At 63.9% G+C, this 20,308-nt stretch carries 20 protein-coding genes and 2 tRNA genes; 11 read left to right on the forward strand and 11 right to left on the reverse strand.

Features of this window, described 5'->3' with window-relative positions:
• Both AC16XC_RS11875 and AC16XC_RS11880 read right to left on the reverse strand, forming a co-directional pair.
• A partial coding sequence (locus AC16XC_RS11875) for a response regulator (RefSeq protein ID WP_484034870.1) occupies nt 1–391 on the reverse strand: 391 nt, incomplete at its 3' end.
• Nucleotides 392–537: 146 nt separating this feature from the next.
• Nucleotides 538–1,695, reverse strand: a complete 1,158-nt coding sequence (locus tag AC16XC_RS11880; protein WP_484034889.1) for an N-acetyltransferase — start codon at nt 1,693–1,695, stop codon at nt 538–540.
• Between the two features lie 135 nt (nt 1,696–1,830).
• On the opposite strand from AC16XC_RS11880, the gene AC16XC_RS11885 reads away from it, so the two are divergent.
• Nucleotides 1,831–2,928 (forward strand): fatty acid desaturase family protein, encoded by a 1,098-nt coding sequence (locus tag AC16XC_RS11885; protein ID WP_484034871.1) that lies wholly within the window; start codon nt 1,831–1,833, stop codon nt 2,926–2,928.
• Nucleotides 2,929–2,930: 2 nt separating this feature from the next.
• Here AC16XC_RS11885 and lptG read toward each other — a convergent pair whose 3' ends face one another.
• The 4 genes from lptG to AC16XC_RS11905 form a co-directional block, all read right to left on the reverse strand.
• Entirely contained in the window at nt 2,931–4,028 is a 1,098-nt protein-coding gene (gene lptG / locus AC16XC_RS11890; protein WP_484034872.1) for an LPS export ABC transporter permease LptG, read from the reverse strand.
• Entirely contained in the window at nt 4,018–5,241 is a 1,224-nt protein-coding gene (locus AC16XC_RS11895; RefSeq protein ID WP_484034873.1) for an LptF/LptG family permease, read from the reverse strand. The genes lptG and AC16XC_RS11895 overlap by 11 nt, the downstream gene beginning before the upstream one ends.
• A 69-nt stretch (nt 5,242–5,310) precedes the next feature.
• Entirely contained in the window at nt 5,311–5,712 is a 402-nt protein-coding gene (gene clpS, locus AC16XC_RS11900; protein ID WP_484034874.1) for an ATP-dependent Clp protease adapter ClpS, read from the reverse strand.
• Nucleotides 5,713–5,883: 171 nt separating this feature from the next.
• On the reverse strand, nt 5,884–6,318 hold the full coding sequence (locus AC16XC_RS11905) for a phasin family protein (protein ID WP_484034875.1): 435 nt from the start codon (nt 6,316–6,318) through the stop codon (nt 5,884–5,886).
• Here AC16XC_RS11905 and AC16XC_RS11910 point away from each other — a divergent pair.
• Nucleotides 6,311–6,631, forward strand: a complete 321-nt coding sequence (locus AC16XC_RS11910; RefSeq protein ID WP_484034876.1) for a hypothetical protein — start codon at nt 6,311–6,313, stop codon at nt 6,629–6,631. The genes AC16XC_RS11905 and AC16XC_RS11910 overlap by 8 nt on opposite strands.
• 166 nt (nt 6,632–6,797) lie before the next feature.
• Here the strand turns inward: AC16XC_RS11910 and AC16XC_RS11915 are convergent, their stop codons facing one another.
• On the reverse strand, nt 6,798–8,681 hold the full coding sequence (locus AC16XC_RS11915) for a PHA/PHB synthase family protein (RefSeq protein ID WP_484034877.1): 1,884 nt from the start codon (nt 8,679–8,681) through the stop codon (nt 6,798–6,800).
• A gap of 145 nt (nt 8,682–8,826) precedes the next feature.
• On the opposite strand from AC16XC_RS11915, the gene AC16XC_RS11920 reads away from it, so the two are divergent.
• From AC16XC_RS11920 to AC16XC_RS11935, 4 genes are all read left to right on the forward strand, one after another.
• A complete protein-coding gene (locus AC16XC_RS11920) occupies nt 8,827–10,026 on the forward strand; it encodes an LL-diaminopimelate aminotransferase (RefSeq protein WP_484034878.1) in 1,200 nt (399 codons plus the stop codon).
• A gap of 13 nt (nt 10,027–10,039) precedes the next feature.
• Nucleotides 10,040–10,852 (forward strand): crotonase/enoyl-CoA hydratase family protein, encoded by an 813-nt coding sequence (locus tag AC16XC_RS11925; RefSeq protein WP_484034879.1) that lies wholly within the window; start codon nt 10,040–10,042, stop codon nt 10,850–10,852.
• Between the two features lie 181 nt (nt 10,853–11,033).
• Entirely contained in the window at nt 11,034–12,326 is a 1,293-nt protein-coding gene (locus AC16XC_RS11930; protein ID WP_484034880.1) for an MFS transporter, read from the forward strand.
• 8 nt (nt 12,327–12,334) lie between these two features.
• Nucleotides 12,335–13,990 carry a dihydroxy-acid dehydratase domain-containing protein gene (locus tag AC16XC_RS11935; RefSeq protein ID WP_484034881.1) on the forward strand — a complete coding sequence of 552 codons (1,656 nt, stop codon included), beginning with the start codon at nt 12,335–12,337 and terminating at the stop codon, nt 13,988–13,990.
• A 13-nt stretch (nt 13,991–14,003) separates the two neighbouring features.
• Here the strand turns inward: AC16XC_RS11935 and AC16XC_RS11940 are convergent, their stop codons facing one another.
• Nucleotides 14,004–15,488, reverse strand: a complete 1,485-nt coding sequence (locus AC16XC_RS11940; RefSeq protein ID WP_484034882.1) for a tetratricopeptide repeat-containing sulfotransferase family protein — start codon at nt 15,486–15,488, stop codon at nt 14,004–14,006.
• Between the two features lie 353 nt (nt 15,489–15,841).
• Between AC16XC_RS11940 and AC16XC_RS11945 the strand changes: the two genes are divergently transcribed.
• Complete coding sequence (locus AC16XC_RS11945) at nt 15,842–16,063, forward strand: hypothetical protein (protein ID WP_484034883.1); 222 nt, start codon at nt 15,842–15,844, stop codon at nt 16,061–16,063.
• Nucleotides 16,064–16,119: 56 nt separating this feature from the next.
• On the opposite strand, the gene AC16XC_RS11950 is transcribed toward AC16XC_RS11945, so the two are convergent.
• Together AC16XC_RS11950 and AC16XC_RS11955 are read right to left on the reverse strand one after the other, a co-directional pair.
• Nucleotides 16,120–16,512 (reverse strand): VOC family protein, encoded by a 393-nt coding sequence (locus tag AC16XC_RS11950; RefSeq protein WP_484034884.1) that lies wholly within the window; start codon nt 16,510–16,512, stop codon nt 16,120–16,122.
• Nucleotides 16,513–16,516: 4 nt separating this feature from the next.
• Nucleotides 16,517–17,989 carry an FAD-dependent oxidoreductase gene (locus AC16XC_RS11955; RefSeq protein WP_484034885.1) on the reverse strand — a complete coding sequence of 491 codons (1,473 nt, stop codon included), beginning with the start codon at nt 17,987–17,989 and terminating at the stop codon, nt 16,517–16,519.
• A gap of 125 nt (nt 17,990–18,114) precedes the next feature.
• On the opposite strand from AC16XC_RS11955, the gene AC16XC_RS11960 reads away from it, so the two are divergent.
• Both AC16XC_RS11960 and AC16XC_RS11965 read left to right on the forward strand, forming a co-directional pair.
• A tRNA-Cys gene (locus AC16XC_RS11960) sits at nt 18,115–18,188 on the forward strand.
• Nucleotides 18,189–18,215: 27 nt separating this feature from the next.
• On the forward strand, nt 18,216–18,647 hold the full coding sequence (locus tag AC16XC_RS11965) for a GFA family protein (protein WP_484034886.1): 432 nt from the start codon (nt 18,216–18,218) through the stop codon (nt 18,645–18,647).
• On the opposite strand, the gene AC16XC_RS11970 is transcribed toward AC16XC_RS11965, so the two are convergent.
• Nucleotides 18,644–19,777: a CaiB/BaiF CoA transferase family protein gene (locus AC16XC_RS11970; RefSeq protein WP_484034887.1), complete on the reverse strand. Its 1,134-nt coding sequence runs from the start codon at nt 19,775–19,777 to the stop codon at nt 18,644–18,646. The two genes, AC16XC_RS11965 and AC16XC_RS11970, sit on opposite strands and share 4 nt — an antisense overlap.
• Nucleotides 19,778–19,919: 142 nt before the next feature.
• Between AC16XC_RS11970 and AC16XC_RS11975 the strand changes: the two genes are divergently transcribed.
• Nucleotides 19,920–19,995, forward strand: a tRNA-Thr gene (locus AC16XC_RS11975).
• Nucleotides 19,996–20,116: 121 nt separating this feature from the next.
• Nucleotides 20,117–20,308 (forward strand): hypothetical protein (locus AC16XC_RS11980; RefSeq protein WP_484034888.1); only part of this gene is annotated, 192 nt, incomplete at its 3' end.

Here is a 20,308-nt window from a genome sequence, read left to right on the forward strand (position 1 = left end):
CATGCGATCCGCCCGCAAGTATCGCATCGACCAGCGTTGCCGGATCAAAGGGCTTCTCGACGATCGTGCCGAGGCGCGCCACATCGGCCGGGATTTCGGACGGCGACGCAGTCGAAAAGATGATTGCCGGCGGCTTCGGCCCCAGGAATGCGGCCAACTCCGCAATCGCCCAGCCGTCGTCGCGATCGGAAAGGTGGCTGTCGAGCACGATGACGTCCGGCCTCGCTCCTTCCAGCGCCGCCATTGCAAGTGCCGCGCTGGAGCACAGCGTAACGTGGGTTACTCCGCTGCCCTTCAAGGCATCTTCGATCGCATGGGCGATCGAGGCATCGGCCTCACACACCAGCACCCGGAAGGGTATGGTGGATGAAGTCCGTCTGATCCTTTTCATCTCCATGGCAGACACGCCCGCAGGCGGAATTCCAGATCCGCCCACGCCTTTCAGTGCGCCAACATAAATAGCACTTGCTGATTACAGCATGAATCCGCGATTGCTTTCGAGCGACGAACCGAATCGCATTTGCGGTGAAACGAGTCTCACAAAGGCTTCTGGAACAGCCAGTAGTCCTTGTTGACCTTGCTTTCGATTGCTTCCGCGATCGCGATCATTCCCTGGTTGTCGTCGAGGATCCAGCCGATTTCGCCCCGCGAAGCGCCATAATTGGCGACCGCGTTGCGCCTGATATATTCGATCATCATGAAGGCCAGCTGGCTGGCGAGGCGCGAGGACTGCAGCTCCTTCAAGACGCCCATCAGCGGCACCCGCATCGTGCGTACACGGGGCTTGCGCAGCCACAACAACATTCTGAGCCAGCCGAACGGAAAGAGCTTGCCGCCGATTGCCTTGATCGGTTCGTTGGCATCGGGCCATGTCATCATGAAGGCGACCGGCCGGCCATCGAGTTCAGCAATCATGTTGAGGTCGGGCCGGATCAGCGGGGCCATCTTTTTCGCGCCATAGGCCGCTTCCTCGTCGGTGAACGGGACGAAGCCCCAATTGCCGGACCAGGCGTCGTTGAGGATGTCGATCACGATCCTGGCCTCGCTCTCGAACTTCCTGGTATCGACCTGGCGAATGACGATCCGCTCGTTGCGCTCGCCGGATTTCACGATCCGGCCGATCAGCGGCGGGAAGTCCCGGCTGATATCGAGCTCCCAGGTCTTGAGGCTCTTGGCGAAGGAGTAGCCTGCCGCTTCGATCCAGCCATGGTATCGGGGCGAATGGTGCCCCATCATCACAGTGGGCGGATGATCGTGCCCCTTGACCAGCAATCCCGGCTCTTCCCAGATCGAAAGGCTGATCGGGGCGAGGACGCGTGTCATCCCCTTCTCGCGCAGCCAGTTTTCGGCGGTTAGGATGAGCGCCTTTCCAGTCTCCTCGTCCTCGGCTTCGAAAAGGCCCCAATTGCCCGTTCCGGGCCCCATTCCCTGTTCGGGCGGCTGCGCCAGCGCCAGATGGTCGATATGCGCCGAAATGCGGCCAACGGGCCTTCCGCCCCGCCGTGCCACGAACAGCTGGACGTCTGCGTGATCGTGGAACGGATTTTTGCCGGGCGTCAGCAGTTCGACGACTTCGCTGCGGATCGGCGGAACCCAGTTGGGATCGGACGCATTCAGCCGATAAGCACAATCGATAAAATCATCGAGCTCCGCCTTGTCGGATACGGGGGAGACAATTAAGTCGGTTTGCGCCACGTCAATGCTTTCCATCGGAAAGGCGAGCAGTGATAGTTGCAGCGTCGTGTTGTCAAGCGGAACGGCTGCAATCCAGGCCCAGGCAGGCCATGTTGCTGCCACGATTTGGCGTATAGGGCGCTCTTGGATATTGTGATGACTGTGTACGAAACCATGGATCTGCGCGCTCCTGCCGCGACCCGAACGGGGGTTTCGGCCCGGTTGCGCTCGCCCGACATTCCCGACGACAAGGAAATGCTCAAGGCGGCAGCGGAATTGACGCGCGATATCAATACCGCGCGCCCCGAGATCTACTGGCCGGACATGCTGCTGTCGGCCCTGCTTGGCTATGCCGCGCTGGCCGGAGCAATCTTGCTGGAAAGCCCGTTATTCGCGATCGTTTCGGGCGTCGTTGCCTCGCTGGCGCTGTATCGCGCGCTGCTGTTCATCCACGAGTTGACGCATATCCACAAGCAGGCCCTGCCGGGATTCCGGCTGGCGTGGAACCTGCTGGTCGGGATCCCGATGCTGATGCCGAGCTTCATGTACGAGAACGTGCACACGCTCCACCATGCCCGCACGCGCTATGGAACCGCCGAAGACCCCGAATACCTGCCGCTCGCGCTGATGAAGCCGTGGTCGCTGCCGGCCTTCGTGTTGATCGCCCTGCTTGCCCCGATCGGCCTGCTGATCCGCTATGGCATCCTCACGCCGCTCGGCGCGATCTTCCCGCCGGTCCGCAGGCTGGCCTGGGAGAGGTTCTCGGCGCTTTCGATCAACCCGTCCTTTCGCCGGCGTCCGGCCGAAGGCGAATTTGCGCGGATGGTGTTCTGGCAGGAACTGGGGGCCTGCGCCTGGGCGATAATATTGATTTCAAGCGTTTTCGCGATCGGCTGGAAGCCGCTGCTCGTCGCCCTGGCGGTCTTTTCGCTGACCGGCCTCCTGAACCAGTTGCGCACGCTGGTCGCGCATCTGTGGGAAAACGACGGCGAGCCGATGAGCGTGACCGCGCAATATCTCGACAGCGTCAACGTGCCGCCGCCCGGGTTCCTGCCCGGTCTGTGGGCTCCGGTCGGCCTGCGCTACCACGCGCTGCACCATTTGCTGCCCAGCCTGCCCTATCATTCGCTGGGCGAGGCGCATCGCCGGATCGGCGCCAAGCTGGGCCAGGCCTCGACCTATCAGGGCGCGAACTATCCGGGGATGTTCATGCTACTGGGCAGGATCGCCCGCAGCACGATGGGCAAGCGCTGACGCTATTCTTCGGTGCGGATCAGCACCGTTTCGCCCAGCAGCGCAAACAGGAAGAACGGTGCCCAGGCCGCCAGGATCGGCGGATAGCCGCCGAAATTGCCCATCGCGAGTGCGGTGTTGTCGACCACGAAATAGGCAAAGCCGAGCGAGATGCCGATCACCGCGCGAATGAACAGATGCCCCGAGCGGGCGAGCCCGAAGCCCGCCACAGCCCCGAGCAGGGGCATGAGGATCGCTGCCAGCGGCCCTGAGAATTTGTGCCACCAGAAGCCGCGGAGCTTCTCGGTCTGGAGTCCGTTGCGTTCGAGCAGGTCGATCGAACGGGCCAGTTCGAGGGCATTCTGCGCCTCCGGGTCGACTCCGCTGATCTCGATCTGGTCCGGCGTCAGCCCTGAGGCGACCACCAGCGGCTCCAGGGTCTCGGAAGTCGCGGTCTCGACATTGAAACGGACGGGTTCCTCCAGCCGCCAGCCCGGCCCGGCATAACTCGCGCGCGGCGCGCGAATCTGGGTCGAAACCGCGCCCCGGCTGTCACGCTGGTAGAAGGTAACGCCCTCAAGTTCAGTGGATGATCCCCTGCCGTGCACGGTCTGCGCGGCGAGAATATCCGGCCCGTCGGCCAGGTAGACATTCTGCCTTGCCCCTGGATCGTCGGGCTTCGGGCCGTAATCGGCCGATCTCCAGGCCCGCAATTCCGCGACACTGCTCGTCACGACCAGTTCGTTGAAGGCCAGGGTGACGACCGAGACCCCGGCCGCTGCCAGCATGAGTGGCGCAAGGATCTGGTGGGCGGAAAGCCCTGCCGCCTTCATCGAGATCACTTCGCTGTTCTGGTTGAGCGTCGCGAGCGTGATGATCGTGGCAAGCAGGACCGAATAGGACAGGAATTTCGACGCATGCATCGGGAGGCGCAAGGCGACGTAGCGCCACAGATCGGCCTCGCCATTGCCGGGATAGGCGAGGATTTCGCCGCTGTTTCCAAGCAGGTCGAGCGTCTGGACCACCAGCACCAGCATGATCAGCACTGCAAGGATGCGCGTAACGAACAGCCGCGCGAGATACAGCGTCAGGGTCTGCGAGGGAAAGAACTCAAGCCGCATGGGTGGCGGCCTTCATCTGCTGCGAGCGCTTCTTGCCGGTGATCGCCTTCACCTTCTTCCGGCCAAAGGAGAAGAGCTTCTCGAGGAAGCCGATCGGCTGCGCGCCGGGGACATAGGCCGTGCGATAATACATCCAGACGATCAGCAGGCCGAGCACGGCAAACGGCCCCCACAGTGCGAGGTAGGGATCGACCCGTCCGAGCGCGGCGACCGATTGCCCGTATTCGTTGATCTTGTGATAGGCCACCAAGAGCACGATCGAGACGAACACGCCAAGCGACGAAGTCGATCGCTTGGGCGGTATCGCCAGCGAGACCGCGAGCAAGGGCAGGAACAGCATCATCAGCACTTCGACCATGCGGTAGTTGAATGTCGCCTGGAGCTGGGTCCGCAATTCGGCGTTCGAGGACTCCGCCCAGCCGATGCTGAGCAATTCGGGGATGATGAACTCGCTCTCTGACTCGCCGCGCTCGCGGAAGGCCTCGATCGCCGGGAGGTCGATCGGCAAATCGTGTTCGGTAAAGCTCAGGACGCGCGCGTTCTCGTTCGGGGTGTCGTGGATCAGCGTGCCGTCGCTCAGCCGCAGGATGACCGTGTCGCGATTCTCGCGATTGGCAAGGAAGCGTCCCTCGCGGGCAAAGATCGACAATACCTGGCCGTCGCGATCGGCGACGCGGGCGAAAATGCCGATCAGCTTGAGGCCGTCGTCCTCGCTGCGTTCGACGCGCAAGGCCATGCGGTCCTCGAGCGTGTTGAACTCGCCGATCTTGATCGATGCGCCGAGCGCGCCCGAGCGCAGCTCGTATTGCAGCTCCTCGTAGTAATAGCGCGCGATCGGCTGGAGGTAGCCGACGATCACGAAGTTCAGGACCAGCAGCCCCAGCGTGATCGCATAGGGGACGCGCAGCAGCCGCGTGTAGCTCAAGCCCACACCGCGCAGGACATCGAGCTCGCTCGAAATGGCGAGTTTGCGAAAGGCCAGCAGGATCCCCAGCATCAGGCCAAAAGGAATGGCGAGGCTGGCATAATCGGGCAGCAGGTTCGCCAGCATCTTGAACACCACGCTGATCGGGCCGCCTTCGGTGGCGACGAAATCGAGCAGGCGCAGCAATTGGTCGACCACCAGCAACGAAGCCGCGATCGCGAAGACCGACAGCATCGGCGTCAGCACGAGCCGGAAAATATAGCGGTCTATGGCGGTGAAGGGCTTCAAAAGGTGATGTCGCTCGATCGGGCAGCTTGCGGGTTCGGTAGCGGCCTATAGCGCGGCTTTTGCGCCAGGTCAGGCCTTTTCGAGCGTGCATTGGAGCGGGTGCTGGTTCTCGCGCGCGCAATCCATCACCTGGTTGACCTTGGTTTCGGCGACTTCGTAGGGATAGATTCCGCAGACGCCCACGCCGCGCTGGTGCACATGGAGCATGACGCGGGTGGCCTGTTCGAGGTCCATCCGGAAGAAGCGCTTCAGCACCATGACGACGAATTCCATCGGCGTGTAATCGTCGTTCAGCATCAGCACCTTGTACTGGCTCGGCTTCTTGGTTCTGGTCCTGGTTTTGGTCGCGACCCCGGTTTCGCCTTCGCCCTCATCGGCATCGCCGCCCGAATCCCTGTCGCCGCCGCTCGTGATGACGAGCAGGCGCGGATCGTCAAGGGCGCTGTCGTTAGGGTGCATTTGCCAGTCCATGACAGGTGAATATCGTGAAGCTTGCGGTGCCTGCAAGATGGCGCGCGCCAAAAATGCCTCCCAAAGGTTAACATGCGACCCAATGGAAACGGGCCGGACGGCCTGCGCCGCCCGGCCCGCTCTGATGTCTCGCCCCGGGAGAGGAGGAGGGCGCAGACACTCTGCCGAAGGTCAGGCGACCTTCGAAATCTTCTCCGCTGCCGTGCTCATGCGGCCCGAGATCGGCGCCATCACGTCGTTGGCGAGCTTGATCATGTTTTCGCTCGACTTCGAACCGAAGGCGACGGCCGAATCGAAATTGCGGCGCAACAGCTTGCCCTGGAGCTGGAACAGCTCGGTCGGCGATTTGATTGCGGCGATTTCCTTCATGTCGGCGGTCATGGTCTCGAAAGCGCTCTTGGCTTCGTCGACATAGGTCTTGCCCATGTCCTGCACTGCGGCGGACAGGATCTTGCCGGATTCGACCAGCGCTTCGACATTGCCCTTGGCGAATTCGGTCGCTTCGGCGGTCATCTCGGTGCCCTTTTCATAGGCTTCCTTGGCCTTGCTCTGCATCTCGGCCATGGCGTCGGTCATCGACTTCATGAAATCTGGGGTCTTGGCCATTGTGGGTTCCTTTATCTGCGTTACTTGTTTCTTGGAGGGGGTTTTCCTGGGCGCGGGCTTGCTGGCCTTTGCCGTTGACTTTTTGCCTGGCACCGGAGCGGTCGACTTGACCTTGGTCTTCGTCGCTTTGGCTGCTGGTGCCTTCTTGGGCGCAGCCTTCTTCGCGGCCGCCTTGGGGGCGGGCGCGGGCTTTTCCGGGGCTGCGACTTCCTGTGTCACTTCAATATCCTTCAATGCCGGCTTCGTTGCCTCGACCGGTTCAATGTCCTTCTCGGCCTTGGGAGCGGACACTGCCGCTGCCGCAGCTGCATAGGCTTTCTCGGCGGATTGAGCGTCTTTCGCTGCTTCGTCTGCCATCGCTTCGCGCTTCCGGTTCGAATTGCACAAATCCAGCTAATGCTGCAGTGCACAAAATAGCGATTGCAGGTGCGAAGTCAAGAGCTTTTTGTGCAGTGCACAAAACGGTCGTGGCGCTGTAATCAGCGGGTCATGACATAGCGTCCGGGCGCGTCCTCGATCGCCTTGTCGCCCTTGCCTCCGGGTTTGCGCCTGCCTTTTGCCGGGACCTGCGCGTCGTCCTGATCTTTCAACCAGGCCAGCCAGTCGGGCCACCAGCTGCCGGGATGTTCGATCGCGCCCTCGATGAAGGATGAGAGGTCTGCAAAGGCGCCGTCATTGGTCCAGTACTGGTATTTTCCGGCCGAAGGCGGATTGACGACGCCCGCGATGTGCCCGCTTCCCGCAAGCACGAAGCGGGTCGGGCCGGAGAGGTATTGGGTCATCCGGAACACGCTTTCGGGCGGAGCGATGTGGTCTTCGCGTCCCGCCTGGATATAGGTCGGAGTCTCGATCCGCGCGAGGTCGATCGGCGTCCCATCGGCGGCGAGGGCATCGGCGACGACCAGCAAATTGTCGCGGTAGAGCTTGGTCAGATAGTCGAGATGCCATCTGGCGGGGAGATTGGTGACGTCGCTGTTCCAGTACAGCAGGTCGAAGGCGGGATAGTCCTCGCCCAGGAGGTAATTATTGACGACATAGTTCCAGATCAGTTCGGGCCCGCGCAGCAGGTTGAAGGTCGCGGCCATGTAGCGCCCGTCGAGAAATCCCTGCTTGCTCGCCTGCCGGATCATTTCGAGCTGGGCATCGTCGATGAACACCCGCAACTCGCCGGCCTTTTCGAAATCGACCTGGGCGGTGAAAAAGGTCGCGCTCTTCACCTTGCCGGCCTCGCCCCTTCGCGCCAGTATGGCCAGCGTGGCCGCCAGCGTGGTCCCGGCCACGCAATAGCCGATCGCATGGACGCTGGGCACGCCAAGCCGCTGGCGGACATGGTCGATCGCTTCGATCTGGGAGCGGATGTAATCGTCCCAGGTCACATCGGCCAGGCTCTCGTCGGCCGACTTCCAGCTGACCATGAACACGGTCAGCCCTTGGTCGACCGCCCATTTGACGAAGCTCTTCTTGGGGTTGAGGTCGAGGATATAGAAGCGGTTGATCCAGGGCGGGAAGATCACCAGCGGCACCTCGAGCACCTGGTCGGTCGAGGGCGAATACTGGATCAGCTGGAACAGCCGCGTTTCGTGAATCACTTTTCCGGGCGTCACCGCGATGTTCTTGCCGAGCTTGAAGGCCGAGCCGTCGGTATGGGTCAGCTGGCCCTTCTCGATGTCCGCGGTCAGCCGCTCGATCCCCTTGACGAGGTTCTCGCCATGCTGCTCGATCGTCCGCTCGAGCACTACGGGGTTGATCATCGGGAAATTGGCCGGGCTCATCGCCTCCAGCAATGTCCGCGTCGCAAAGCGGAGCTGTTCGCGTTCGCGCTCTTCCAGCCCGTCCGCATCCTCGACGGCGGCGAGGAGTTGCCCCGCCAGTAGCAGGTAGGTCTGATGGATCAGGGCGAAGACGGGCTGTTCGCGCCATCTTGGATCGGCAAAGCGGCGGTCCTTCAGCGGCAGCTCGACCTCGGGCGACGGGTCGCCCTTCGCCTTCGGCCCGATGCCGTATTGGCCCAGGACATCCTGCCAAAGATCCACGCCCTGCTGCCACAGCTCCTGCTGCTTTTCCGGATTGGCCAGCGGCATATGGCGATAGAATGCTTGGAGATATTCGAACCACTGGGCCGGGTCGGCCATCAGCGGAGGCAAATGGTCGGAAAGGCCCTGCTGGTCATGCAGTCCGAGCCAGAGCTTCTGCAGATCGGCGGCGGACTTGCTCCACGCTTGCGCCGCATCGTCGTCGAGAACCGGCAGTTCGACGCCCGGCATGACCTTCGCCATGATATGGCGCGCGGTCTCGCCCTGGGTCTTGAGCATTTCCGAGAATAGCTCGGCAGAGGCGTCGGCGGCGGTCGTGTCGTTCGGCATGGCCGGAATTTAGTCGTCTTGTCGCGAATTGTTAGGGTGAATTGCGCTACCGTTAAACGGCTGAAATACTTCAATTGCGCGGCGCGCCGGATTCCGCCACATTGGCGATTGCGGCAATCCTGCCGCCGAACCGGAACACGAGGTTATGGAAGACGAATTCTACCGCATCAAGCGCCTGCCGCCCTATGTCATCGCCGAAGTCAACGCGATGCGGCACGCGGCGCGCCAGGCGGGCAGGGACGTCATCGACCTCGGCATGGGCAATCCGGACCTGCCGCCGCCCGACCATGTGATCGACAAGCTGTGCGAGGTTGCGCGCAAGCCCGATGCGCATGGCTATTCGCAATCCAAGGGTATTCCCGGCCTGCGCAAGGCCCAGGCGAATTACTACGCCCGCCGGTTCGGGGTCGAACTCGACCCCGAACGAGAAGTGGTCGTCACCATGGGCTCGAAGGAAGGCCTCGCCAGCCTCGCCACCGCGATCAGTGCGCCGGGCGACGTGGTGCTGGCGCCCAACCCGTCCTATCCGATCCACACCTTCGGTTTCATCGTCGCCGGGGCGACCATCCGTTCGGTGCCGACCACGCCCGACGAGAATTACTGGAAAGCGCTGGAATCGGCGATGGCCTTCACCGTGCCGCGCCCGACCGTGCTGATCGTCAACTTTCCCTCGAACCCAACGGCGGAAGTGGTCGATATTGCCTTCTACGAACGGCTGGTCGATTGGGCGCGGCACAACAAGATCATGGTCATTTCCGACCTCGCCTATTCGGAGCTCTATTTCGACGGCAAGCCGACCCCGTCGATCCTGCAAGTGAAAGGCGCCAAGGACGTCGCGGTTGAATTCACTTCGATGTCCAAGACCTATTCGATGGCCGGCTGGCGCATGGGGTTTGCGGTCGGCAACCAGAAGATGATCTGGGCGCTGACGAGGGTCAAGAGCTACCTCGATTATGGCGCCTTCACCCCGATCCAGGCGGCGGCCTGCGCCGCGCTCAACGGCCCGCAGGACATCGTCGAGCGCAACCGCGAGCTGTACCAGAAGCGCCGCGATGTGATGGTCGAATCCTTCGGCCGCGCCGGTTGGGAAATTCCCCCGCCCGCGGCTTCGATGTTCGCCTGGGTGCCGTTGCCGCCCGCGCTCAAGGACATGGGCAGCCTCGAATTTGCCAAGCAATTGCTGACCCATGCCGAAGTCGCCGTCGCGCCGGGCGTCGGTTTCGGCGAAATGGGCGAAGGCCATGTGCGGATCGCGATGGTCGAGAACGAGCAGCGGCTGCGCCAGGCCGCCCGCAACGTGAAGCGCTACCTCACCTCGATGGGCATCAACTCCAGCGCGGCGTGACGCGTTCGCACCGATGGGATCGCTGATCGACAATGACCGGATCTCGCTGACGCTCGGCGATGACGGGGTTGCGCAAATGCGCCTCGCGCGGCCCGACAAGCTCAATGCGCTCGACCGGGCGATGTTCGATGCGATTACTCAGGCTGGGGAAGTGCTGGCATCGGCCAGGGGCCTGCGCGCAGTCGTCCTTTCGGGTGAAGGCAAGGCGTTCTGCGCCGGGCTCGATCTCGCGAGCTTGGCCGGGGCGCCCGATCCGCGCGCCAAGGACCTTGCCGCGCGCACCTATGGGGACAGCAACCATTTCCAGGTCGTGGCGATGCAATGGCGGACATTGCCGGTCCCGGTGATCGCGGCGGTCCACGGGGTGTGCTTCGGGGGCGGGCTGCAGATCGCCAGCGGCGCGGATATCCGCGTGGTCGCGCCCGATGCGCGGCTTTCGATCATGGAGCTGAAATGGGGGATCGTCCCCGACATGGGCGGCTTCGCGCTGTGGCGCGGCATGGTGCGGAGCGACGTGCTGCGCGAGCTCATCTACACCAATCGCGAATTCTCGGGCGAAGAGGCGCAGGCGCTTGGGCTGGCGACGATCGTCGATCCCGATCCGCTGGCGCGCGCCACCGCGATCGCGACCGAGATTGCGGGCAAGAACCCCGACGCCATCCGCGCGGCCAAGGCGCTCGCCAACAAGGCGCCTGACCTGTCCGTTCCCGAAATCCTGCTCGAGGAGAGCCTCGCCCAGCAGGGCCTGATCTATTCGAAGAACCAGCTCGAAGCGGTGATGAGCCAGATGCAGCACCGCGCGCCGAAATTCGACGATCCAGACTAGGGAACGCCCGAAAAGCATGGCAGGCGGGGCGGTTTGCGGTTAGCCTGCCAGCCGGGAATAGAGAGAGGAATCGCCAGACATGGCTGATCAAGCGCAAGCCCGGACTTTGGATGTCTCCGGCTTCTTGCAGGGGCTGAAGTTTTCAAGGTATCACTTGTACCTGCTATTGCTTTGTTCGCTTGTGACCTTCTTCGACGGGCAGGATTTTTCGGCGCTGGCCTATGCGCTGCCTTATATCCGCGACGAGATGGGGATCACCGACGAGATGACCGGCTATGTCAGCTCGGCCGCCTTCCTCGGGCAGATGATCGGTTCGCTGTTCGGATCATACCTCGGCGACATTTTCGGACGCCGGCCAGTGATCATCGCCTGCACCATCGGCAGCGCGGTCTTCACCACCATGGTAGGATTCGCCGGCACGGCCGAACAGCTGATTGGACTGCGGTTTGTCAGCGGGCTTGCGATAGGTGGCCTGCTCGCCCCGGTCTGGGCGCTGAGCATCGAATCAATGCCCAAGGCGATGCGCGCCACCTCGGTCACCATCATTATGATGGGCTTTTCCTTCGGCGGCGCTTCGGCCGCGCCAATCGCCAACTGGACCGCCCCGATCCTCGGCTGGCAGGGCATCTTCTGGGTGTGCGGCGCGATGACCGGCGTGTTCGCGCTGATCCTGCTGTTCACCCTTCCGGAAAGCACCCGCTGGATGGTTGCCACGGACAAGCCGCGCGAGCGGATCGTGCCGGCGCTGGCGCGTTTCGATCCCGCCTTCGCAGCGCAGGGTTACGATCGTTTCATCCTGTCCGACGAGCGCGAGACGACCAAAAGCGCCAATCCGCTTCTCAAGTTGCGCGAGCTGTTCGTCGGCAAGCTCGTGCTGATCACCCTGTTCATCTGGGCGGCCTATTTCTTCTCCAGCTTCGCGATCTACCTCAAATCCGCCTATGGCGTGATCTTCCTCGAAAACCTTGGCATCGCGCGGCAGGATGCGGCCTGGCTGGGCATGATCAGCGCGATGACCGGGGCGGTCGGCGGGGTCGCCCTGCTGGCCCTGACCGAGCGCCGCGGGCCGGGTTGGATCACCATCGCTCCGCTGGTCTGCATCCCGTTCACCCTGCTGATCGGCCTCGGTTACGTCGTGGGCGGGCCGTCTTTCGTGCCAGTGCTGTTGATCAGCGCGACGCTGGTCGGTGCGGGCCACGCGGCAGTGATCTCGATCACCTCCATCTATTATCCCAGCGCGGTGCGCTCGACCGGCGGTGGCTGGGCCAGCTTCATGGCCAAGTTCGCCGCGGTCGCCGCGCCGATTTATGGCGCGCAATTCCTCGCCGGGCGGCAGGGAGCGCTCGACGGGTACCTGTTCACGGTCGGCTGTCTCGCAGGTATCGTGGTCTGCATACTGGCGCTGGCGTGGTTCGCCCGCGGGTTGCGGGACGATGAGCGGATGGCGGCGGCGCGCGCCCAGCCAGCCGAATAGGATCGTCGATGACCCTGCGCTCACTCTCCGCCAACTCCCCCGGCCGCCGCGCGAACTGGCGCGCGCTCGGCCTCAGCAAGGAAGACATGGAGAAGCCCAAGATCGCGGTGGTCAATTCCTCGAGCGAGCTCGCGATCTGCTATGCCCATCTCGATGGCATTGCCAAGATCGTGAAGGAAGAGATCCGCGCCGCGGGCGGGGTGCCGTTCGAAGTCCGCACCGCTGCCCCGTCGGACTTCATCACCGGCGCGGGCAAGAAGGGCAGCTATATCCTTGCCGGGCGCGACATCATCGCCAACGATATCGAGGTCCAGGTCGAGGCCGCGCTGCTCGACGGGATGATCTGCCTCACGAGCTGCGACAAGACCCCGCCGGGGCATCTGATGGCGGCGATGCGGCTCAACATCCCGACCATCCTCGTCATCGGCGGCTACCAGCAGGCGGGCGAGATCGATGGACAGCCGGTCGATGTCGAAGACGTCTGGTCGGGCCAGGTCGGCGAACGGTTCGGTGCCAAGCCGAAGTTCCCGGTCGCCGAAATGGCCGAGAATGCGATCATGGGCCCGGGCGTGTGCGCCGGGATGGCGACCGCCAACACCATGCATTCGGTGGTCGAGGCGCTCGGCATGGCGCTCCCCGGCCACGCCCCGGTCCGCGCCAACAGCCCCAAGATGCAGGCCAATGCCCGCGAGGCAGCTCGCCGGATCGTCGCCATGGTCGAGGAGCAATTGCTCCCGCGCGATATCATGACCGAAGGCGCGTTCCGCAATGCCATCGCCACTGTCCTCGCGGTTTCGGGCAGTATCAATGCGATCAAGCACCTCCAGGCGACCGCGATCGAAGGCGAGACCGGGCTCGATATCTTCGCGCTGTGGGAAGAGATGAGCGATGTCCCGGTCCTGTCCGCCGTGCGGCCCACGGGTGCGGTGCGGATCGAACAGTTCGAGGATGCCGGCGGCGCGCGGGCGGTGCTCAAGCGCCTCGAACGCCGGATCGACACTTCGGTGATGACCTGCACCGGCAAGACTTTGGCCGAGAACCTCGCAGGCTATGAAATTCCCGGCCCGGATGTGATCCGGCCGATGGACGATCCGGTCGGCCCCGGCCCCGCCATCGCGATCCTCAAGGGCAGCTTCGCCGATACTGCGGTGGTCCGGCTCGGCATCCGCGACGGCTCGCGGCCCGAGGAATTCACCGGCCCGGCCAAGGTGTACGAGGATTCGATGGAGTGCCTCCAGGCGATCGAGGACGGCAAGGTCGTCGCGGGCGATGTCGTGATCGCGCGCAACCAGGGGCTCAAGGGCGGCCCGGCAATGGGCGGCGGCGCTTCGCTGGTGCTGTTCGCGCTCGATGCCGCCGGCCTCGCCAAGACCACCGCCTTCGTCACCGACGGGCAGCTCTCGGGGCTCTGCCTCAAGGGGCTGACGGTGGCCGAAGTCCATCCCGAGGCCGCGACCGGCGGGCCGATCGGCAAGGTCAGGGACGGCGACATGATCACCATCAGCGTAGCCAATCGCAGGCTCGACATCGATGTTCCGCCCGAGGAACTGGCTGCCCGCCCCGGCGTCGGCTATTTGAATGCGGCAACCGGCTATCTTGGGAATTTCCGCCAGGATGTGCGCGACATGGCGACCGGGGGCGTGCTGCTGCCGGAGGGCAAATGAGTTCGCCGCGCCGCTAGTCGTAATAGGCGTCGATGAACGGCTGGAGAAACTCGCGATAGGGCTCTGCCGCACCGATCCCCTTGCGGTTGATCGGCTGGCGTACTTGCATCACGCTCGAGGTCGTCACCGAGCGGCCGTTCTCATGCGGCGCGAAGGGACCCGGTTCTTCGGACAGGCCGCAATGCGCAAGCAGGCGCCGGATCCAGGGCTCAGGCTCGTTAGCAAGCGACTCATAAGGCAGGACCAGCAACCGATCGCCGAGAATTTCCTGCCATTTGGCGAGCAGTTCGTCTTCGAGCCGGAAATGGTAGGCGATGTCGGCCTGGTCGAGGCTCCATGGCGCTTCGCCGGCAAAGCGGTTGCGAAAGCAGGACCACGCGCAATCGAGCGGGTCGCGGGTCAGCCAGATGAGCGGCGCTTCGGGTAGAAGCGCGGCCGCGAGACCAAGCAGGCGGCTGGTGTGGAGCGTCTTGTCGACTACCCGTCCGGGAACAGGGAACCGTTCGTCGAGCCAGTGACGCCAAAGCCGCGCCGCAGCCGACGCCCCAGTTTTCTCGATATAATCGCAGAGCGCCCGGTGCGAGAGCCCGCCGACATCTTTCACCAGCAGGCTCAGGCGATAGATTTCGCCACCGTCGCATACTTCGCTGTGGCTGGTCAGGATCTGTTCGACCAGGGTCGTTCCGGAGCGCGGCAGGCCGGTGACAAAGATGCCGCGGTCGGTCGGTTCGCTCTGCAGGCGCGCGATCGCGGCGATCGCCTTGGCGTCGTATCCGTCCACTGCGTCGGTCGCGGTAAACCGGTCGCGCTCGCGGCTGTATTCCGTATGGGTCCTCATCAACCGCGCGGCCTCGTCGAAACAATCGAAAGCGAGGGCGTGTTCCGCGAGGTCGGCATAGGCTTTGCCCAATGCATAGCGGTAGCTTGTGCGTTCGCTCGCCACCACTCCATCGAGCTTCTTTTCGCCGCCGATGATGCGCTCTGCGAGGTCCGGCTCTTCCGCGAAGTCCACCAGCACCGCCAGCGAAAGCCAGGGCGAGCCTGCCAGCGGTTGCAGCCGGATCGCCCTTTCCAGCCAGCTGCGCGCTTCCTCGCGATCGCCGACATAGAGGGCGGCGGTACCCCGGCTGTAGGCGTAGGAAAGCGGGTCCGGCTGGTCCTGTGCCAGTTCGCGCAACAGCGCGTAGGCCTCGTCCCACAGGCCGATCGTGGACAGCAGTGCCACCTTCTTGTGGAGGGCGCCGGGATCCCCGGGGCAGCTCTCGATGTAGAGATCGATCGCCCGGCGGGCGAGGGTCACTTCGCCATTATTTGCCGCGGTCACCGAGAGCGACAGCCATTGGCTGCTCAGTGGCGCCCTGAGGTCGATCAGCTCGTGCAGGATTTCGACGATCGTGCCGCGCTCGCCTCGGCGCAGCGCTGGCTGGAGCCGGTCAACGAGGCGGAGCGCCGAAACCCTCTGCCGGTTTGTATCGCTCTCGATTGAAGAAGGGGGCACGTCGGAAATTCATCGCTGCTGCTGGCGTTGGTTCGATCAGGAAAGGCGATCCAGCCTCGGAACTCAACTCGAACTTTGTCGCAAATTGTCTCACTTGGCCGGTCGCGGAACCCCGCTGCGGCGTGGCGCGATAGCGCTTGCACGCCCGAGGCCTGATAGGGCATATTGCTGCGTATAAAGAGAAAATGTCGGGAGCGCTGCAATGTTGGCAGGTTCTGGCAAACGGGGAGGTCGCCCGGTCGGAATAGTTTGCTCTCCCGCGATTTGGAGGGAGGATGGTTCCAATCGAGATAGGGGCGCAAATACTGCGCCAGCCCGCCGCGTGTGCCGACGCCATCGGGAAAATCGCAATCTTGGCGAATGATCCAGCCAAGGACGCTGCCACGCGGAAATCGCGCACCACGACGCCGTGGAAGCAAGCGGATGTGAAGCGGGCCATTGCGGCTGCCGAGCAGGCCGGGCTTGAATCCTACCGGGTCGAGATCGCACCGGATGGTACGATATCCATCATTGTCGGTGCTCCGGCAGATACTGCCGCGGAAGCCGATCCATACGTCGATCTCGGCCGGCCGTAATTTGGATTTCCAAACTCGCCATCCTGTCACAAGCGAGCAGGGATACAGGAAGGAAGCTACTCTGCCACTCCCGCCGCCCGCACCAGCGGTGAGGGCCAGCCGACGCGGATCAGCAAACCGTCCGGCCCGGCCAGCCCGACTTCGTAGATGCCCCATTCGCGGTGGCGCAGTATGCCGCCCGGGCGGATGACATGTTCGTCCATCCGCTCGGCGATGGCCGCGACATCGGGCGTACGGATGAACACGCCAAACGGATTGAGCTCGGGCACGGCCCATACGCCCTTGCCCGCTTGCGTGAGGTGCACTTCGCAGCCCCAGCCGGTCATGATGACATAGGTCGGCTCGCCGCCGGTGACGGCAAAGCCCATTTTCTCCCAGAAGGGGATCGCTGCGGGCAAATCGTTACTGGGGACGATCGCGAAGGCTCCGGTGGTGGGGGCATTTTCCATCGGCCTACTCCGCCGCAACCGCCTGCCCGGCGGCCGCGACCGCGGCATCGTCGGAGAGGTGCGCACCCTGTTCGCGCAGGACCTTGCGGATTGCGGCAACATCCACCGCCCTCGGCTGGATGCTCCCATTTGCCGCCAGCGCTGCGCCGACGCCCGCCGCCTGCCCGGTCAGCCAGCATTGCGGGATCTCGCGCATGAAGCCGTGCGAATTGGCGTCGCAGCTCATGTGCCGTCCGGCCGCGAGCAGCCCATCGAGCCGGCGCGGCACCAGCGAGCCATAGGGCACCGAGACCAGCGGGTATTTCTGGCTGACCGAAGGACTCAAGCCCACTTCGTCGGCCACCGGCGGGCCGTTCGACCAGTCCTCGCGCCGGATCTGCGCCACGCCCGCCATCCGCCGCGTATGCCGCACGCCGAGCTGGCTCGCGCTTTGCTGCATGTAACTGTCCTCGAAGCCGGGCGCGTTGGCCTTGAAGAACTCCCAATGGAGCCGCATCAGCCGGTGGCTGCGGATTTCGACCTCGGTCATGTCGTCGACATCGAGCGCCGAGAGGCCCGATTGGCGCGGGCCGAGGAACAGCGCGATGGCGTTCGACCAGCTGGCATAGGGCGGGTTGAAGAAGCCGCAATATTCGCGCCCGCGCTTGAGGAACTCGGCGAATTGCTCGGGATCCTCCGCGCGGAAGGCATACCAGCGGTTCATGTCGACATTGGCCAGCAGGAAGGCGGTGTTCATCGAATGATGCGGATCGTCCGGCTGGATGTCGGTCTCGAACTCGGCCCCGGCGCGGGCGAACATGTCGCCGTCGCCGGTTGTGTCGACCACCACCTTGGCCATCGCCGCCTGCCGCCCCTGCTTGCTCTCGAAGATGACCCCCTTGGCCACCCCGTCCTCGACCAGCGGGCGCGCGGCCCAGGCGTGGAATACGATCCGCACGCCCGCTTCGAGCAGCATTTCCTGCGCGACCAGCTTCATCCATTCGGGATCGAGCGTCGGCGCCCAGGTGACGACCCCGCGATGCGCGCTGGTCCGCTGGCCCCAATATTTGACCAGTTCGGGATCGGGCGAGCCCCAGATTTCCTGCGGCGGTCCGGCCACGCCTTCGGGCGGCATGCGCTCGATGAAATGGCGCGCAAAGCCCTGGATGACATGGTTGCCGTCCCAATCGGTCATCCGGTCGATCCACATCACCAGCCCGCCGGTCGAGAGCCCGCCGAGGCAGTTGTAACGCTCGATCAGGGTCACATCGGCTCCCGCTTTCGCCGCTGCCCAGGCTGCCGCGCAGCCGGCCGGCCCGCCGCCGACCACCACCACGTCGCAGGTGTGGTAGATGTCGATCTCTCGCGCGTCCTCGGTAATCGTGCCGCTGCCATTGGGTGGTGGCAGGGCGCGCGCATTGCCCTCGAACAGGTCCGAAGCGAGGAAGCGGTCCTCGCTCTGGCGGATGGTCTGGATCGTGGGTTTGTCGTCGGCCATTGCGCATCCTTGCAAGGATAGATTGCTAATGACTGGCGCAGCGGCGCGCAAGCGGCGCGGCTGCAGCATCAAAGCGATTGCCCTGCGCCCGGCGCTCCGCTAGGGCGCGCGTTCCGCGCTTGGATGGCCCGATGGCGGAGTGGTGACGCAGAGGACTGCAAATCCTTGTACGCCGGTTCGATTCCGGCTCGGGCCTCCATTTTTTCTGCCGAGGGAGCAAGCGACAATGCCGGTTCGCGACAATGCCAGCCTGGTCGGCGGATGCCTGTGCGGCGCCATTCGCTACCGCATCGCGCCGCCGGTGCTGTTTGTCAGCCAATGCTGCTGCAAGGACTGCCAGAAGGCGACCGGCACCGGCCACACCACGATTATCGGCATCCACAAGGACCAGCTTTCGCTCGAGGGTTCGCCGGCGACCTTCACCAATCATGGCGACACCGGCGGCAAGGTGACGCGTCATTTCTGCGGCACTTGCGGCGGGCGGCTCTACACTTCGGGCGATGCGCCGGGCGATCACATCATGGTCCAGGCCGGATCGCTCGACGACCCGAACGAAATTTCGCCCGAGAGCGTGATTTATGTGAAGGATCGCCTCGAATGGGACCTGACCGATCCCGACCTGCCCGAGTTTCAGGCGCTGCCCGAGCGCAATCTCTAGCTCTGTTTCCGTCCCAGCACCCGCTCATTGTCCGCGCCGAGCACCGGCGGGGCCTTGACCGAGGTCTGGCGCTCGCCGTCGAAGCTCACCGGTGAGCGGATCGTGCGCCATTCGCCGTGCGGCCCGTCGGGGTCGGAAATGACCAGCCCGAGCGCCTCGGCCTGCCCGCAATCGACCACCTCCTGCGAGGTCCGCATCGGCGAGTGCGGCACTTCCCTTTCCTGCAGGATGTCGCACCATTCGTCGCGCGGCCGGGCGGCGAACAGCGGGGCGAGGAACGCGACCACCTTCTCGTAATTGGCGATCCGCGCATCGCGCGTGGCGTATTCCTCCATCTCGAGCATGTCGGGCCGCCCGACCGCGTCGGCGAGGCCTTCCCAGAACTTCGGCGGGGAGGACATGTGGAGCGCGATCCACTTCCCGTCGGCGCATTCGAAGACATAGCTTTGCGAGACATGCGGGCGGCTCCACGGGCCCATTACTTCGCCTTCGGAGAACAGGTGGGTGAAACTGTCGAGATTGAAATGGCTCATCGCTTCGAACATCGACGTCTCGACCAGCCGCCCCTCGCCGGTGCGCTCGCGCTCATGCAGTGCGGCGAGCACGCCATAGGCGGCGTAGAAGCCCGACATCGCATCGGCGATCGCCGGGCCGACCACGCGCGGATTGGCGGGATTGACCAGCAGGCCGAGAAATCCCGACGCCGCTTGCGCGACCGTGTCGAAGGCCGGGCGGTCGCGGTCGGGCCCTTCCGGCCCGAAGCCCGAGATCGAGGCGTAGACCAGCCGCGGGTTGAGCGCCCGCAGCCGCTCATGCCCGAGGCCAAGTTTCTCGGCGACGCCGGGGCGGAAATTCTGGATGAACACGTCGGCTTCGGAGGCAAGCTTGTCGAACGCCGCAAGGTCCTCGGCCTGCGTCGTGTCGAGCGTGACGCTTTCCTTGTTGCGGTTATAGGTCTGGAAGTGCGGCGAATAGAGCCCGCCCTTGAAGGCGCGGAACGGGTCGCCGGTTTCGGGCCGTTCGATCTTGATCACCCGCGCGCCAAGGTCGCCCAGCAGCATGCCCGCCGCCGGGCCGGTGATGAAGGTGCCCATTTCAAGGACGGTGATATCTGCAAGCGGTCTGGCCAAGTCTCGCTCCTCCCACGGCTTGCGAACCGGCCTAGTTTCCCCGGGCACCAAACACAATCGCGAAGGCTGGCGCGAAGGCGCGACCTGCGGCGGGCCTCGGCGCTTGCCGATTGCGGCCAAGGTGATTATGGGGCGCGCTCACGCCGCTTTAGCTCAGTTGGTAGAGCACATCATTCGTAATGATGGGGTCACTGGTTCGAGTCCAGTAAGCGGCACCATCCATTCCCGAAATCGTCCCAATACGCGGAAGTTTGAGTACCGCTCCCTCGTCAAGGATAGGGATCGGGCACAGCCAACAGCAATGTCGCCAACCTCTATGCCGATCCGCGCGGCTCGATCGTGCTGGTCATGGGCCAGGGCGGGGCCGATGGCGCGGTCAACTCCTATGACGAATGGGGCGTGCCCGATCCCGCCAATAGCGGCCGCTTCCAATATACCGGCCAGGTCTGGCTCGAATTCCCTGCGCATTCCCTACTCTGGGCAGAAATCGCAAATGAGGCCGGTTGGGTGACAGCTGCATTGCGCGCCGCT

The sequence above is a fragment of the Candidatus Andeanibacterium sp. genome (genome assembly GCF_057143545.1).

Coding starts and splice junctions, on each gene's coding strand:
- clpS (WP_484034874.1), bottom strand. CDS start 5,712: ATGGACTGGCAAATGCACCCTAACGACAGCGCCCTTGACGATCCGCGC.
- AC16XC_RS11965 (WP_484034886.1), top strand. CDS start 18,216: ATGCCGGTTCGCGACAATGCCAGCCTGGTCGGCGGATGCCTGTGCGGC.
- AC16XC_RS11935 (WP_484034881.1), top strand. CDS start 12,335: ATGACCCTGCGCTCACTCTCCGCCAACTCCCCCGGCCGCCGCGCGAAC.
- lptG (WP_484034872.1), bottom strand. CDS start 4,028: ATGCGGCTTGAGTTCTTTCCCTCGCAGACCCTGACGCTGTATCTCGCG.
- AC16XC_RS11955 (WP_484034885.1), bottom strand. CDS start 17,989: ATGGCCGACGACAAACCCACGATCCAGACCATCCGCCAGAGCGAGGAC.
- AC16XC_RS11885 (WP_484034871.1), top strand. CDS start 1,831: ATGACTGTGTACGAAACCATGGATCTGCGCGCTCCTGCCGCGACCCGA.
- AC16XC_RS11905 (WP_484034875.1), bottom strand. CDS start 6,318: ATGGCCAAGACCCCAGATTTCATGAAGTCGATGACCGACGCCATGGCC.
- AC16XC_RS11925 (WP_484034879.1), top strand. CDS start 10,040: ATGGGATCGCTGATCGACAATGACCGGATCTCGCTGACGCTCGGCGAT.
- AC16XC_RS11950 (WP_484034884.1), bottom strand. CDS start 16,512: ATGGAAAATGCCCCCACCACCGGAGCCTTCGCGATCGTCCCCAGTAAC.
- AC16XC_RS11920 (WP_484034878.1), top strand. CDS start 8,827: ATGGAAGACGAATTCTACCGCATCAAGCGCCTGCCGCCCTATGTCATC.
- AC16XC_RS11915 (WP_484034877.1), bottom strand. CDS start 8,681: ATGCCGAACGACACGACCGCCGCCGACGCCTCTGCCGAGCTATTCTCG.